Source organism: Massilia sp. KIM (assembly GCF_002007115.1).
Taxonomy (GTDB): domain Bacteria; phylum Pseudomonadota; class Gammaproteobacteria; order Burkholderiales; family Burkholderiaceae_D; genus Telluria.
Genome location: NZ_MVAD01000001.1, coordinates 2,219,659 through 2,234,615, shown reverse-complemented (window position 1 = coordinate 2,234,615; position 14,957 = coordinate 2,219,659). Strand labels below are relative to the sequence as shown.

Below are 14,957 nucleotides of genomic sequence, written 5' to 3'. Positions count from 1 at the left end.
AAAATTGATGACATCTCGTGCCTAGACAGGGATGTTGGATAAACATTAACAGTGCAAGTTCCGCAGACTCGGTGCGATACCGCACCTAAGCCGGAGCACTGTGCAATTTTACAACAGTGTCAGAAAACGCAACTGTTTCAACCGAACCGCACTATGTTGGTGCGGAAATTGCCAACTAGAAATTGAAAATCGACAAAATCGCCCCGAAAAGCATGCCAACAATGCTTATCGGAATGTTCTTGAATGTTGGATGGCGCACAGACCACAAGGGCTGACGCAGGCAATCTTGAGTCCAGTTAAGCGGAACCGAGGTGTTGTCAGGGTGTCGAAACGACACGCAGCGACCCGGACCACACAGTCTCTCTCTTTGATTGGAGCTCAAGAATATGCATGCTACGACTCACCATAACGCGGCACCAGGCGAAACCGGCGCAGTGCACACTTCCAGCAACTCGGCACTGATCGAGCGTGTCCCGCCGCAACCGACCGAACGCGCACCGATTTCGCTGGCCCCGATCGAACGCGTGCGTTCGACCTCGGCCACCCAGCGCCGCATCGAAAACATGCAGAAGCTGATCAACGAGCTCTCGAACCACGAAATGCTGGCGGACGAAATCGCCTGGTTCCTCAAGTTCTCGCCGTCCGGCGCGCGCAAATACATCCGCGACCTGCGCGAAGCCGGCGTCATCGAACTGGCCCGCTACATCGAAGGCACCGCCACCTACCTGGGCAAGGCCGTGTACCAGATCTGCCCGGACCAGGAGCGCGTCAAGGCCTTCCTGGCCGCGATCTGCCAGCCCAAGCGCGAAGGCGTCGCCCCGCGCAAGGAACGTCCGGGCCTGCGCGAACAGAACATGGCCGGCAGCGGCCGCCATTTCCATATCCTGGCCGACGACACCCACTATGCGATCCGCGTGAACCGCAGCCCGGTCACCCGCGATCCCCTGGTGGCTGCCCTGTTCGGCCCGGCCCCCGGCCAGGCCCAGGCCGCCAAAGAACGCGCCTGAGTGCGCGCCCGGGAGCCGGCGCGGCAGAGACCCGCACCGGCCTCCGGTCCGACGATCGCTGTCGTCACTTCGCCGCGCCCCGAGCGCGGCTTTGTTTTATCTCGAAAGACTCTATTGGCAAGTATTTGCACGTGACACGTTGAAAACCGGTCAATAATCCTCACTTGTGCGCAATGCGACGGCCTCGGCTGTCCAGTTCAACCATAAGGAGTGACGATGTTACCGACTGCCGAAGCGCTGGAAGGCAAGCGTGTCCCGGATGTGCGTTTCAAGGCCCGCCCTGACGACCAGTGGCGCGAGCTCAGTACCGACGAGCTGTTCAAGGGCAAGACCGTGGTGGTGTTCTCGCTGCCCGGCGCCTTCACGCCGACCTGTTCTTCCACCCATCTGCCGCGCTATAACGAGCTGGCTCCCGTCATGCGCGCCAACGGCGTCGACGACGTGATCTGCATCTCGGTCAACGACGCCTTCGTGATGAACCAGTGGAAGGCCGGCCAGGACGCCGCCAACATCAACGTCATCCCGGACGGCAACGGCGACTTCACCGAAGGCATGGGCATGCTGGTCGACAAGCGCGACCTCGGCTTCGGCCGCCGTTCCTGGCGTTACGCGATGCTGGTGCGTGACGGCGTGATCGAGAAGATCTTCATCGAACCGGACAAGGAAGGCGATCCTTTCGAAGTCTCGGACGCCGACACCATGCTGCGCTATATTAATCCTGACGCCAAGGTGCCCGACCCCGTGGTGATGTTCTCGCGCCCGGGCTGCCCGCACTGCGCGCGCGCCAAGAAGGCCTTGAACGAGGCCGGCATCGCCTTCAACGATATTCCGGAGGACCAACGCATGATCACCACCAATGTCCTGCGCGGCATCACCGGGCGCATGACCTGGCCCCAGGTGTTCGAGGGCGGCCGGCTGATCGGCGGCGCCGACGAGGTCCAGGCCTGGATCGCCAGCCGGGCGCAGTGATGGACGCCCTGATCCTCGGCCTGCTGGCGCTGGCCGTGCTGCTGGCCTGGCTGCTGCCGAAGTGGCGCCTGCGGCGCGCCCTGGCGCGTCCGCTGACCCCGGCCCAGGTGGGCGTATTGGCGCGCAACGTCACCCAATACGCGGGCATGGGCGAGACCCAGCGCCGGCGCCTGCAGCGCCTGGTGCGCCAGTTCCTGTTCGAGAAAAAGTTCGTCGGCTGCGCCGGGTTGGAGCTGACCGACGAGATGCGCGTCACCATCGCGGGCCAGGCCTGCCTGCTGCTGCTGGGGCGGGCCGGCAAGGAGGGGCCGGCGGCCCTGTATCCGAGCCTGCATACCATCCTGGTCTACCCGGGCGCCTTCCTGGTCCCGCGCAAGGAGGTCGACGCCTCGGGCGTGGTGACCGAGACGCGCCAGGACCTGCTGGGCGAGTCCTGGGGCGACGGGCGGGTGATCCTGTCCTGGGACCATGTACGGCGCGCCGATCATCCGGAGCCGCCGAACCACAACGTGGTGCTGCACGAGTTCGCGCACCAGCTCGACAGCGAATCGGGGAGCACCAACGGCGCGCCCTACCTGGGCAGTGCCGAGCGCTACCGGAGCTGGTCCGAGGTGTTGACGCGCGACTTCGCCACCCTGCGGCAGGAGGCGATGTTCGGCATGCGCGGGGTGCTGGACCACTATGGGGCCAGCAGTCCGGCGGAGTTCTTCGCGGTGGCGACCGAGAGCTTCTTCGAGCAGCCCTACCAGCTGGCCGCGCGCCACCCGGCCCTGTACGGTGAGTTCCTCAAGTATTACCGGATCGATCCGCGCCAGTGGCAGCCGGAGCCGCCACCCGTCGTCGTGGAGCCGGACCCGCCCGGTTTCATGTACGGCCAGTGGCGCTGAGCCTTTTTCGTCAGCCTTGAGACCGTCGCACCGGCGCAGGCCGGTGCCCGAGTTGCACGCATCGCGACTGCGCCCCGTGACGGCCGACGAGCGTCGGCACTCCATGCTCGCACGGCCAGCAGCCTCGATCCTGTTTCGCCAGTCCCAAAACCGTCGCACCGGCGCAGGCCGGTGCCCAAGTCGCCCGCATCCAGACTGCGCCGGCGCTGGCCGACAAGCGCCTGCACATCAAGCGCTCGCACGGCCAGTAGCCTCGATCCTGTTTCGTCAGCCCCAAGACCGTCGCACCGGCGCAGGCCGGTGCCCAAGTTGCCTGCATCCCCGACTGCGCCAATGACGACCAACAAGCATCTTCACTACGTGCGCTTGCGTACAGAGCCTTGTGCGCGACAGGAGCATCCTTCTCGTAAACACGAATCCAGGAGGAGTCGCTATGTCCACGATCATCGCAGGCCATGTCCAGCTTCAGGAAGACATCGAACGCGCGCGCCGCGCGCTGGTCGATGCCGGGTTTGACCCCGACCGCGTCAGCGGCTTCTACGTCAGCCAGCCGGGCCAGCACGATTCGACCCCGATCGGCGGCGATCACCTGCTCTCGCCAGGCGCCAAGGAAACGCCTGAGGGCGTGGTCAAGGGCGTCGCCACCGGCGGCGCGGTCGGCGTTGCGATCGGCGCGGCCACGGCGCCGGTCACCGGGCCGCTCGGTCCCATCGTCGGCGGCCTGGTCGGCGGCCACGTCGGCTCGCTGTTCAGCTTCAGCAAGATGAAGGAGGCCGGCGAACCGGAAGAGGGCGGCACCGGCGAGAACAGGGTGCCGCCGCGCCTGACCGGCATGCTGGTCGCGGTCGCCTTCGACGACGCCGGGATGGAAGGCAAGGCGGTCGACATCCTGCGCCAGATCGGCGCCCAGCGCATCGAACGCGCCCAGGGCAACATCGTGGACGGCGACTGGGCCGACTTCGACCCCACCAGCCGCCCCGACGTCATCGCCTGAGGCGCCCCCCCGGCCCACCCCGGCAGCGCCCCCTTCGCGCCACCCGGGTGGTCGATCTATTGATCGTCATCAATAGCTCCCGTACCTGTTCCCCTACGCTGACCGTTTCTGGCCGCGCATCCCTTGCGGCCGATTCACAGGAGGGGAAGGATCGATGAGCAAACAAGTAGCCTTGATTACCGGTGGCATGGGCGGACTCGGCACGGCCCTGTGCCGCCGCCTGCACCGCGAAGGATTCCTGGTCGCCACCACCTGCTCGCCGTCCAACGGGCGGCGCCAGGCCTGGCTGGCGGCCCAGCGCGACGAGGGCGTCAATGTGCTGGTCTACGAGGTCGACGTGGCCGACGAGGCGGCCTGCGGCATGGTGGCGCAGCGCCTGCTGGCCGAGACCGGCCGCATCGACGTGCTGGTCAATAATGCCGGCATCACCCGCGACCGCAGCCTGCGAAAAATGAGTCCGGACGACTGGCAGGCCGTCCTGCGCACCAACCTCGACAGCGTATTCCACATGACCCGCCAGGTGATCGATTCCATGATCGCGCGCCGTTGGGGGCGGGTGATCAATATCTCCTCCGTCAACGGGCAGGCGGGCGCCTTTGGCCAGGCCAATTACGCGGCGGCCAAGGCCGGCATGCATGGCTTCACCAAGGCGCTGGCGCTGGAGGTGGCGCGCCACGGGGTCACGGTCAACACGGTGTCGCCCGGCTACCTCGACACCGCAATGGTGGCCGCGGTGCCCGAGGAGGTGATGAAGGAACGCATCCTGCCGGCGATTCCAGTGGGACGGCTGGGCGCGCCGGAAGAGGTCGCGGGGCTGGTGGCCTATCTGGTGTCTGACCAGGCCGGCTATGTCACCGGGGCCAATATCGCCATCAACGGCGGCCAGCACATGTGCTGAGCTGGGTGCGCCGCCGCCCGCTGCGGCGCTGCGGCGCGGCCGCCCGCGCCGGCTCAGGTGGCCGACGCCTGAGGATCGGTCGGCGGCTTTGCCGGCTCAGGTGGCCGCCACCGGAAGATCGGTCGGCGGCTTCGCCGGCTCAGGTGGCCGCCGCCGGCGGATCGGCCGGCGGCTTCGCCGGCGCATAGGCTTCCACCAGTTTGATTTGCTTGCGGATCTTGTCCAGCGCCAGCAGGATGGGCGCCGGCTGGCCGGTCGTGACCGCGCCGGCGAAGGCGAGCAGGCCGGCCACCAGGCTGGTCACTTCGCCGATCAGGCCGATCTTGCGGATCTTCTCGGCGGCGTCGACGGTGAGCGCCATCAGCTGGCTCTGGGGCTTGCCCAGGCCCTGCACGACCACCGTGGCGGCGTCGGCATACAGGCCGTTGGCGCGCTGGCGCAGCAGGACTTCGTCCTCGAGCAGCCGGCGCAAAGTGTTCTGCACCTTCTCGGGCACCGCCCGTCCGCCATAGCCGCGGATTTCCTTCATGATGCGTTCGTGCAGCTGGTCGGCGCAGGACGAGAGCTGGTCGGCCAGCTCGATGACCTGCCCGATGCTGGACAGGCCGGAGCCTTCCGGCGCGCTAGCTGGGGCCGGCGGGGAGGGGGGAGTGCTCGCCATGGTCGTGCCTCCTCAGTCGGAGAGATTGTCGCGGATGCTGCGCAGGTCGCGGCCGTAGTTGCCCAGCAGGCGCCGCACTTCGTCGCTGCCGAGCTTGTTGAGGTTCTCGCGCATCTTCTGGTGCCCCAGCGCGACCTTGGTCAGGCCCTGCAGCGCCAGCTCGTAGCGCCGGTCGACCAGCTTGTATTCGGTCGACTTGTTCAGGTAATGGACCTTGGCCAGGGTCACCAGCATGCGGTCGGCGCTGCGCGTCGAGAAGGGAATCTCGACGTCGAAGATGCCGAGCACCGTCTTCTTCTCATTTTCGTTGGTCTTGTAGTAGAGCCGCGTGAGCGAGATCATGGCTTCCAGCAGGACCTGCACGTGGACGTCGCCGTCGCGCACCATGGTTTCCACGCTGCGGTTCTGGTAGCCCGAGGCGATCACCCTTGTCAGCAGGCGCGTCATGCCGGTATAGGCGGCGATGTGGCGCTGCTGCAGGCCGGAATCGGCATTCGCCTTCAAGCCATTGCCCAGATCGTCGATGCGCTCGGACAAGTCGTAGCGGCTGTCCCCGGCCAGCAGGCTCAGGGTCTGCATGTAGAGCACCACGGTCTTCTGGATCGCGACGAAGTCGTCGTAGACGGCGCGGCGCTTGGCGTCGTTCTCGCGCGCCAGCTTTTCCGCTGGCGGCGACAGATAAGGCTGTTCGCGCTCGAAGGTGTCGCGGTAGCGCCGCGACAGCTCGCCGTAGCCGCCCAGGCGGGCCGAGGCGTCGGCGAACTCGCGCACCTCGACCAGGCTGACGGGGCCTTGGGTGGCGCAGCCGGCCAGCAGCATGCCGGCCAGCAGGAGCAGGTGGAAGGCGAGACGTTGCAGCATCGGAGGTCCTCCCGGCCGCGTGGCGTGGCGGCCTGAACCTCGCTATTGTTTCAAACCGGACAGATGCCGGCCTTGCTGATCGTCAATTATCCAAGCTTGGATAGGTCGAAGTGCGGGTTCTGGATGATGCCGAACAGGTTGCCGTAGGGGTCGCGCACCGTGGCCACGCGGATGCCGTCGCCGACGTCCTGCACCGCTTCGTGCACGCTGGCGCCCAGTTGGACCAGGCGCGCCAGCTCGGCCTCGATGTCGGCCGTGCCCCAGTAGGCGGTGCCGCCGGCCGCGCCCGGCTGGCCGTCGGGCACCAGGCCCAGCTCGAAGCCGCCGACCTCGAAGCCGATATAGAAGGCCTGGTCGAAGTAGGGCGGCTTGCCGACCACCTTGGCATACCAGGCGCCGGCTTCCGGCAAATTGGTGACGGGATAGACGACGGTACGCAGACCCTGGATCATGGCGGTTCCTCGCTGGACGATGAGCAGCGATCTTGCCCGATCGGCGCCAGCCTGTCCAGGAGTCTGCGCGGCAGGCTAGCCGCCCGCGCGGTAGGCGTCCAGCCAGGCGAGCGAGTCCAGGGTGTCGCCCTGCGGCAGGTATTCGCAGCCGACCCAGCCCTCATAGCCGAGCTCGTCGAGCAGGCGGAACAGGAAGGGGAAATTGATCTCGCCCGTGCCCGGCTGGTGCCGGCCGGGCACGTCGGCCAGCTGGATGTGGCGGATCAGGTTCAGGCAGGCGCGCAGGGTCGCGGCCAGGTCGCCTTCCATGCGCTGCATGTGGTAGATGTCGTATTGCAGGAAGAGGTTGGGCGCGCCGCATTCCTCGATCACCGCGCGCGCCTGCCGGGTGCCGGTGAGGAAGTAGCGCGGCACGTCGCGGTCGTTGATCGGCTCGATCAGCAACTCGATGCCGTGCGCGCGGCAGGCGGCCGCGGCGAAGCGCAGGTTCTCGACATAGGTGGCGTAGGCGCGCTCCGGCGCCAGCCCGTGGGGCAGGAGGCCGGCCAGGCAGTGCAGGCGTGGCACCTTCAGTTCCAGGGCGTAGTCGAGGGCCAGGGCGACGCCGTCCTGGAATTCCTGCATGCGGCGCGGGTCGCAGGCCAGGCCGCGGTCCCCCGCCGCCCAGTCGCCGGCCGGCAGGTTGTGCAGGACCATGGCGAGATCGTGGCGTTCCAGGCGCTGCAGGATGCTGTCGGCTTCGACGCCGTAGGGGAACATGCATTCGACCGCCTCGAAACCGGCTGCTTTGGCCAGGGCGAAGCGTTCGAGGAAGGGAGCCTCGGTGAACAGCATGCTGAGGTTGGCGGCGAAACGGGGCATGGCGATGGCGAACCTGATCGGACCCCTATCCTAGCCGAATTGCCGCCGATGCGCCGGCCTGGCTGGGCGCGCATGCGCCCGACCAGGCCGGGGAGGGCGATCAGCGCTCGCGTGCGGGACGCGCGGCCTGCGGCGGACGCGGACCGTTGCGCTTGGCGCCGCTGCCGGCGCCCGGCGCGCCCGGCGCGCGCGGCTTGCCGCCGCCACCGTTGCCGGCGCCGCGGTTGCCGCCCGGACGGCCACGGTTCGGGTGGCCCGGGGCGCCGCTGCGCAGCTGGATCGGCTGCGGCTTGGCGCTCGGGTCCGGCTCGAAGCCCGGGATCACCTGGCGCGGCAGGGTCTGCTTGATCAGCTTCTCGATGTCCTTCAGCATCTGGTGCTCGTCCACGCACACCAGCGAGACCGCTTCGCCGCTGGCGCCGGCGCGGCCGGTGCGGCCGATACGGTGCACGTAGTCTTCCGGCACGTTCGGCAGGTCGTAGTTGACCACGTGGGGCAGCTGGTCGATGTCGATGCCGCGCGCCGCGATGTCGGTCGCGACCAGCACCTGCAGGCTGCCGTCCTTGAACTCGGCCAGGGCCTTGGTGCGCGCCGACTGGCTCTTGTTGCCGTGGATCGCCATCGCGCCGATGCCGTCCTTGCCCAGCTGTTCGACCAGCTTGTTGGCGCCGTGCTTGGTGCGGGTGAACACCAGCACCTGGTGCCAGTTGTTCGACTTGATCAGGTGCGAGAGCATCGGGTGCTTCTTGTCGCGGTCGACCGGGTGGATCTTCTGGGCGATCACCTCGACCGTCGAATTGCGGCGCGCGACCTCGATCGAGGCCGGGTTGTCCAGCAGGCGGTCGGCCAGGGCCTTGATGTCGTCCGAGAAGGTGGCCGAGAACAGCAGGTTCTGGCGCTTCGGCGGCAGCAGGGCCAGGACCTTGCGGATGTCGTGGATGAAGCCCATGTCGAGCATGCGGTCGGCTTCGTCCAGCACCAGGATCTCGATCTTGCTCAGGTCGACGGTGCCCTGGGACGCGTGGTCGAGCAGGCGGCCCGGGGTGGCGACCAGGATGTCGACACCGTGCTTGAGCAGCTTGATCTGCGGGTTGATGCCGACTCCGCCGAAGATCACGGCGGAATTCAGGTTGGTGTACTTGCCGTAGACGCGCACGCTTTCCTCGACCTGGGCCGCGAGTTCGCGGGTCGGGGTCAGGACCAGGGCGCGGATGACGCGCGGCGTGGTCTTGTTGCGCTGGGCCGCGCCGATCTTGTCGGTCGACAGGCGGTGCAGGATGGGCAGGGTGAAACCGGCGGTCTTGCCGGTGCCGGTCTGGGCCCCCGCAAGCAGGTCGCCACCGTTCAGCACGGCGGGGATGGCCTGGGCCTGGATCGGGGTCGGCGCGGTGTAACCTTGTTCAGCAACCGCGCGCACGATGGCTTCGGACAGGCCAAGTGTAGAAAAAGACATAAATTTTCAGTCAAGTGCAGCCCGCCGCCACGAAGGCGCAGGCCGGGAAATCGATTGGTCAGGTAGGCAGGCGCGGGATGAGCGCATCCGCCCGGACGCTAGCGCTTTTCAGCGGCTAACCGGGATTATAGTGAAAAAAGTTTCACTCTGGAAAGTTTCTTTGGTAAGAGACGGCCTTTCCGGCCGGTGGACGCGAAGCGCCGCAGGCTAGGAGCCTGTGCGGCAGAAGGAAATTTTCTGCCACGCAGACTCTTGGACCTGCGCGCCCGGAAGCACGGTGGGTATTCTACGCGATTACGCGAAAGGCGACAGGAGAGGGACGAGCGCGCCGAACACTTTGGGGCCGGCGGCGATCACGTCGCCCTTGTGCAGGTAGTCCGACTCGCCGCTGAACTCGCCGACGATGCCGCCCGCCTCGGTCACCAGCAGCGCACCGGCGGCGATGTCCCAGACCTTCAGGCCCTTCTCGAAGAAGCCGTCGATGCGGCCGGCGGCCACGTTGGCCAGTTCCAGGGCGGCCGAGCCGCCGCTGCGCACGCCGTGGCTGCGCGAGGCGACCACTTCGTACATGCGCAGGTATTCGGCCAGCGCGCGCGGATCGGGGCCGTGGCCCGAGGACAGCAGGGCGCGGCCGACGCGCTCGGTGCTGCGCACGCGGATGCGCTTGTCGTTCAGGTAGGCGCCGGCGCCCTTGGTGGCGGTGAACAGGTCGTTGCGCACCGGGTCGTAGACCAGGGCCTGGGTGATCACGCCGCGCTGTTGCAGGGCGATCGAGATGCAGTAGTTGGGGTAGCCGTGCAGGAAGTTGGTGGTGCCATCGATCGGGTCGATGATCCACACATGCTCACTCTCGTCGTTCAGGTTGCTCGATGCGCCCGATTCCTCGGCCAGGATCGCGTGATCCGGATAGGCCTTGAGCAGGGTTTCCACGATCGCCTGTTCCGCCGCCTGGTCGACGTCGGTGACGAAATCGTTGTGTTGCTTTTCAGATACGGTGATGCGGTCGATGTCGAAGGACGCGCGGTTGATGACGGTGGCGGCGCGGCGAGCGGCCTTGACGGCCGTATTGAGCATTGGGTGCATGAGGCTTTCCGTGAAAAAACGCGAACGGCCCACGAACGCACGCGGGCGCTGTGAACGGTCAGCTATGAGAGTAAGAAAGAGCAAAGCGGTGCCGAACCCGTTACAATCGCGAGCTTTTCACCCGTCCTTGAACCGTCCGCACACCGCGCGATAGCGCTATTGTAAATGAACCAGAACCAAACCGACACTTCTCTTTTCGGCCGGCTGCGCTTCGTGCTGGTCGAAACCAGCCGCGCCGGCAACGTGGGCTCGGTGGCCCGGGCCATGAAAACCATGGGTTTTTCCGACCTGGTGCTGGTCTCGCCCAAGTGCGACAACCCGCTCGGGGACGCGGAAGCGGTGGCCTTCGCCAGCGGCGCCGGCGACGTGCTGGCGTCGGCGCGCATCGTCGGCAGCATCGGCGAGGCCCTGGAGGGCTGCAACTTCGCGGCGGCGGTCTCGGCCCGTTTGCGCGAATACTCGCCGCCGGTGTGGACGCCGCGCGCCTTCTCGGCGCATGCGGCCGGCCAGCCCGAGCTGCGGCCGGCCCTGGTGCTGGGCAACGAGCGGGTGGGGCTGCCGAACGGGATCGTCGAGCAGTGCAATGTCTTGATTAATATTCCCGCCAACCCCGCGTATTCCTCGCTCAACCTGTCGCAGGCGGCCCAGGTGCTGGCCTACGAGGCGCGCCTGGCGGCGGTCGGCGACGGGGTCGATCCGCGCGGCGTCGGCTTCCAGGGCGACGCGGCCAGCCTGGCCCAGATCGAGGGCATGTACGCCCACCTGGAAGAGGCGCTGGTGGCGCTGGGCTTCCTGAACGCGAACAATCCGAAGAAGCTGATGCCGCGCCTGAAGCGCCTGTTTTCCCGCACCCAGCTCGAGACGGAAGAGGTCAACATCCTGCGCGGCATTGCGCGCGAAATCATCAAGCATGCGCCGCCGAAAGATCAGGCATAGAAAATTTGCACCGCGGGCGTGGCGTGCAAATATTCTTTGCACACGGCAGGCCTGCCCGCATCACAATCCGTAACGCGCCCTGAGATCGTCGACCAGCCGCCGGCGCGAGCTGCGCGCGCGTTCGTGCGGCGCGAACGGGCTGCTGGCGCGGTCGAGCAGGTCGACCGCCACACGCAGGCGCGCCAGGTCGACCGGCTCGGCCGCCGTCAGCGCGCCGATGGCGCGCACGGCGGCCTCCTTGGCCGCGATGTCCTCCGGCAGGCCGGAGCGGGTGCACAGCCCGTAGGTCCCCTCCAGGAAGTGGCGCCATTCCTCGCGCAGATGCGCTTCCTGCCCGAGCCCGGCGTCCGTCGCAAGGGGCAGCGCGCCGAGGGCAGCGCGGTAGCGCCCGGCGAACAGGCCGAAGGGTTCGCCCGTCGTCGGCAGCGCGGCGATCCATTGCGCATAGCCGCGCGCGTAGTAGTCGATGCCGTGCTCCTCCCCGTGCGGGCCGAAGAAGGATTCGCAGGCTATCCGCAGCCGCAGCCGGTAGGACGGGCGCGGCGCGCTCCCGGCCTGCTGCAGGGCGTCGAGCCGGGCGCCTTCGATGCCCGCGGCGCGCAGCAACTGCTCGCGGGTGAGGAAATGGTGCTGGAGGTAGTGGATGAGTTCCATGCCCCGCATGCTATCCGCCCCGTGCCGGGCCATGCTTCGGCGTGGGCCGAAGCGTCGCGCCGCGGCTAGACGCTGCCCTCTAGTCGCGGGCCGTTTGGGTGAATTCCTTTCGCGTACACTAAGAAAAAAACACAAAAGGTTGACCATGGGGACATCACGCAGGACTTTCCTGAAGGTGGGCGGCCTGGGCGCCGTCCTGCTTGCTGGCGGGGGCGCCTGGTACCGCGCCACCCATCCGGCCGCGCCGCACCGCTTCGTGCTCGACGGCGAGGCGCGCGCCGCGCTGGACGCGATCGCGGCGGCGCTGCTGGCCGGCGCGCTGCCGGCCGAGCCGGCAAGGCGCACCCAGGCGCTGGCCGCCACCATCGACGGCGTGCACCAGGCCATCCTCGGCCTGCCGCCCGCCACCCAGAAGGAAATCCAGGACCTGTTCGGCCTGCTCGCCCTGGCCCCCGCGCGCCGCCTGCTGACCGGCGTGAGCGGCGGCTGGGAGCGGGCCGAACCGGCCCAGGTCGCCGCCTTCCTGCAGGACTGGCGCAGCCACCGCCTCGGCCTGCTGCGCGGCGCCTACCAGGGCCTGCATGCGCTGGCGATGGCCGCCTGGTACGCCCAGCCGGCCAGCTGGGAGACGATCGGCTATCCCGGACCGATGAAGGAGCTGGCTTGAAGAAGGAAGAATTCATCCCCGACCCCATCCAGGCCGGCCTGGCGCGCGGCTGGACCGTGGTCGACGCCGCGCGCCTGATTGAGGACCGGACCATGCATGCCGACGTCGTCATCGTCGGCAGCGGCGCGGGCGGCGGCATCAGCGCCGAGATCCTGGCCCGCTCGGGCCTGTCGGTGATCGTGGTGGAAGAGGGCGGCCTGAAGTCCTCGCGCGACTTCGGCATGCGCGAGGCCGAGGCCTATCCGGCGCTGTACCAGGAATCGGCGGCGCGCAAGACCCGCGACAAGGGCATCACCATCCTGCAGGGCCGCACCGTGGGCGGCTCGACCACGGTCAACTGGACCTCGAGCTTCCGCACCCCGCCCGAGACCCTGGCCTGGTGGCGCCGCCACTACGCCCTGCCCGAGGCCAGCCCGGAGGCGCTCGCGCCCTGGTTCGAGATGGTCGAGCGGCGCCTCCAGATCGGCGACTGGCAGGCCGCGCCCAACGAGAACAACGATATCCTGCGCCGCGGTGCCCAGCAGCTCGGCATCCCGGTCGGCTTCATCCGCCGCAACGTGAAGGGGTGCTGGAACCTCGGCTACTGCGGCATGGGCTGCCCGACCAACGCCAAGCAGTCGATGCTGGTGACCACCATCCCGGCCGCCCTCGACCATGGCGCGACCCTGGTCACCCGGGCCAGGGCGCAGAACTTCCTGATCCGCGGCGACCACGTCGAAGAACTGCTGTGCCATGCCCTGGCGGCCGACGGCCTGCGCCCGAGCGGACGCGCGCTGCGCCTGCGCGCGCGACACTACGTGGTGGCGGGCGGCGCCATCAATTCGCCGGCGCTGCTGCTGCGCTCGAGCGCGCCCGACCCCAGCGGGATGCTGGGCAAGCGCACCTTCCTGCACCCGAGCGTGATCTCGGCCGCCTTCTTCCCCCAGCGCGTCGAGCCCTGGGCCGGCGCGCCGCAAAGCGTGTATTCGGACCACTTCCTGCACGCCGCCCCGATCGACGGCCCGCTCGGCTACAAGCTGGAAGCCCCGCCCATGCATCCGGTGCTGCTGGCCACGGTGGTCAGCGGCTTCGGCCCGGCCCATGCGGCCCTGATGCGCGAGTACCCGCACATGAACGGCATGCTGGCGCTGCTGCGCGACGGCTTCCATGCCGAGTCGGCGGGCGGCAGCGTGGGCCTGCGCGCGGACGGCAGCCCGGAGCTCGACTACCCGCTGGGCGAAGTGTTCTGGGAGGGCGCGCGGCGCGGCCTGCTGAGCATGGCCGAAATCCAGTTCGCGGCCGGCGCGCGCGCCGTCCATCCGGTCCACGAGGGCGCGCGGGCCTATGCCAGCTGGCAGGAGGCCAGGCGCGAGATCGCGGCCCTGCCGCAGCGCCTGCACCAGACCCGGGTGGCCTCGGCCCACGTAATGGGCGGCTGCGCGATGTCCGGCGACGAGCGGCTGGGCGTGACCGATCCGCTGGGGCGCTATCGCGGCCTGGACAACCTGTCGGTGCACGACGGCTCGCTGTTCCCGACCTCGATCGGCGCCAATCCCCAGCTCTCGATCTACGGTCTGAGCGCGCTCCTGGCGAGCGGCCTGGCCGCCACCCTCAGCGGCCGCCCGGCCGTCGCGCTGGCATGAAGCCCTTGAGCGCGCGCGCCATGCTGGAGCTGGTGCTGGCCCTGCAGGCCCTGGGCGCGCTCGGCATCGGCCTGGCCGTGCTCTACTGGCTGGAGGCCAGCCGCTGGACCGCGCTGGCCGCCGGCCTGGGCAGCGTGGTGCTGGTGCGCGCCGCCATCAACGCCAACAATTTCCGCATGGCGGCGCGCTGCGCCAGCCCGACGCCCGAGGAATTCCGCCTGCGCCCGCTGGCCAGCCTGCGCCTGTTCCTTGAAGAGTTCGCCGCCAGCATGATGTACTCGTCCTGGCATGGCGTGCGCGGCGTGGCGCGCACCCGCATCTACCCGGAATGCATGCTGCCGCCGGTGCTGCTGCTGCACGGCTACGGCTGCAACAGCGGCTACTGGCGGCGCCTGCTGCCGCGCCTGGAAGCGGCCCGCATCAGCCACGCCACCCTGGACATGGAGCCGATCACCGGCGACATCGACGGCTTCGCGCGCCAGGTCGAGGAGGCGGTCGAGGCGCTGCGCTGCGCCAGCGGGGCGGGGAAGGTGATCCTGGTCGGCCACAGCATGGGCGGGCTGGTGGGGCGGGCCTGGATGCGCGCCTACGGCACGGCGCGGCTGGCGCGCCTGATCACGCTCGGCAGCCCGCATGCGGGCACCGGGCTGGCGGCGCTCGGCATCGGCGCCAACGCCCGGCAGATGCGGCGCGATGGCGACTGGCTGCGGGCGCTCGGCGCCAGCGAGACGCCGGCCAGCCGCGCCCTCATCACCTCGATCTACACCCACCACGACAACATCGTCTCGCCCCAGACCTCGAGCGAACTGGCGGGCGCGCGCAACCTCGCCTTCGGCGGGGTGGGCCACGTGGCGCTCGGCCGCAACCCGCGCGTGCTGGACGCCGTCATGGACGAGATCGGGCGTTGCGCCCCGGTCCGCGAGGGCGTGGGGGTCTCGCGCTGAGGCTGGCC

The 14,957-nt window shown here is 68.4% G+C and carries 16 protein-coding genes; 9 read left to right on the top strand and 7 right to left on the bottom strand.

Annotation, left to right across the window (positions count from 1 at the left end; all coding sequences use genetic code 11):
• The first annotated feature begins 386 nt into the window (after positions 1-386).
• From B0920_RS09700 to phbB, 5 genes are all read left to right on the top strand, one after another.
• A complete protein-coding gene (locus B0920_RS09700) occupies positions 387-1,007 on the top strand; it encodes a winged helix-turn-helix domain-containing protein (RefSeq protein ID WP_078032300.1) in 621 nt (206 codons plus the stop codon).
• Between the two features lie 216 nt (positions 1,008-1,223).
• A complete protein-coding gene (locus tag B0920_RS09695) occupies positions 1,224-1,976 on the top strand; it encodes a glutathione peroxidase (RefSeq protein WP_078032299.1) in 753 nt (250 codons plus the stop codon).
• On the top strand, positions 1,976-2,863 hold the full coding sequence (locus B0920_RS09690) for a zinc-dependent peptidase (RefSeq protein ID WP_078032298.1): 888 nt from the start codon (positions 1,976-1,978) through the stop codon (positions 2,861-2,863). The genes B0920_RS09695 and B0920_RS09690 overlap by 1 nt, the downstream gene beginning before the upstream one ends.
• A gap of 433 nt (positions 2,864-3,296) precedes the next feature.
• Positions 3,297-3,857: a hypothetical protein gene (locus B0920_RS09685; protein ID WP_078032297.1), complete on the top strand. Its 561-nt coding sequence runs from the start codon at positions 3,297-3,299 to the stop codon at positions 3,855-3,857.
• A 154-nt stretch (positions 3,858-4,011) separates the two neighbouring features.
• A complete protein-coding gene (phbB, locus tag B0920_RS09680; protein ID WP_078032296.1) occupies positions 4,012-4,755 on the top strand; it encodes an acetoacetyl-CoA reductase in 744 nt (247 codons plus the stop codon).
• Between the two features lie 139 nt (positions 4,756-4,894).
• Here phbB and B0920_RS09675 read toward each other — a convergent pair whose 3' ends face one another.
• From B0920_RS09675 to B0920_RS09650, 6 genes are all read right to left on the bottom strand, one after another.
• Positions 4,895-5,416: a hypothetical protein gene (locus B0920_RS09675; protein WP_229455333.1), complete on the bottom strand. Its 522-nt coding sequence runs from the start codon at positions 5,414-5,416 to the stop codon at positions 4,895-4,897.
• Between the two features lie 12 nt (positions 5,417-5,428).
• The gene (locus B0920_RS09670; protein WP_078032295.1) at positions 5,429-6,277 is read right to left on the bottom strand and encodes a hypothetical protein; all 849 of its coding nucleotides are present in this window, start codon (positions 6,275-6,277) and stop codon (positions 5,429-5,431) included.
• Between the two features lie 86 nt (positions 6,278-6,363).
• Positions 6,364-6,729, bottom strand: a complete 366-nt coding sequence (locus B0920_RS09665) for a VOC family protein (protein WP_078032294.1) — start codon at positions 6,727-6,729, stop codon at positions 6,364-6,366.
• A gap of 75 nt (positions 6,730-6,804) precedes the next feature.
• Positions 6,805-7,590 carry a hydroxypyruvate isomerase gene (gene hyi, locus B0920_RS09660; protein ID WP_078032293.1) on the bottom strand — a complete coding sequence of 262 codons (786 nt, stop codon included), beginning with the start codon at positions 7,588-7,590 and terminating at the stop codon, positions 6,805-6,807.
• Between the two features lie 100 nt (positions 7,591-7,690).
• On the bottom strand, positions 7,691-9,043 hold the full coding sequence (locus tag B0920_RS09655; RefSeq protein WP_078032292.1) for a DEAD/DEAH box helicase: 1,353 nt from the start codon (positions 9,041-9,043) through the stop codon (positions 7,691-7,693).
• 294 nt (positions 9,044-9,337) lie between these two features.
• Positions 9,338-10,117: an inositol monophosphatase family protein gene (locus tag B0920_RS09650; RefSeq protein WP_078032291.1), complete on the bottom strand. Its 780-nt coding sequence runs from the start codon at positions 10,115-10,117 to the stop codon at positions 9,338-9,340.
• Between the two features lie 174 nt (positions 10,118-10,291).
• Between B0920_RS09650 and B0920_RS09645 the strand changes: the two genes are divergently transcribed.
• Positions 10,292-11,062, top strand: coding sequence for an RNA methyltransferase (locus B0920_RS09645; RefSeq protein ID WP_078032290.1), 771 nt, complete (start codon positions 10,292-10,294; stop codon positions 11,060-11,062).
• Positions 11,063-11,122: 60 nt separating this feature from the next.
• On the opposite strand, the gene B0920_RS09640 is transcribed toward B0920_RS09645, so the two are convergent.
• Entirely contained in the window at positions 11,123-11,716 is a 594-nt protein-coding gene (locus B0920_RS09640; protein WP_078032289.1) for a DUF6058 family natural product biosynthesis protein, read from the bottom strand.
• Positions 11,717-11,861: 145 nt separating this feature from the next.
• On the opposite strand from B0920_RS09640, the gene B0920_RS09635 reads away from it, so the two are divergent.
• Genes B0920_RS09635 through B0920_RS09625 form a run of 3 tightly spaced genes read left to right on the top strand, consistent with a single transcriptional unit; the run spans position 11,862 to position 14,949 of the window.
• A complete protein-coding gene (locus B0920_RS09635) occupies positions 11,862-12,383 on the top strand; it encodes a twin-arginine translocation signal domain-containing protein (protein ID WP_078032288.1) in 522 nt (173 codons plus the stop codon).
• Positions 12,380-14,005 carry a GMC family oxidoreductase gene (locus tag B0920_RS09630; RefSeq protein ID WP_218669349.1) on the top strand — a complete coding sequence of 542 codons (1,626 nt, stop codon included), beginning with the start codon at positions 12,380-12,382 and terminating at the stop codon, positions 14,003-14,005. Before B0920_RS09635 ends, B0920_RS09630 begins: the two co-directional genes overlap by 4 nt.
• A complete protein-coding gene (locus tag B0920_RS09625; protein ID WP_307188902.1) occupies positions 14,002-14,949 on the top strand; it encodes an alpha/beta fold hydrolase in 948 nt (315 codons plus the stop codon). Before B0920_RS09630 ends, B0920_RS09625 begins: the two co-directional genes overlap by 4 nt.
• The last annotated feature ends 8 nt before the right edge of the window (positions 14,950-14,957 follow it).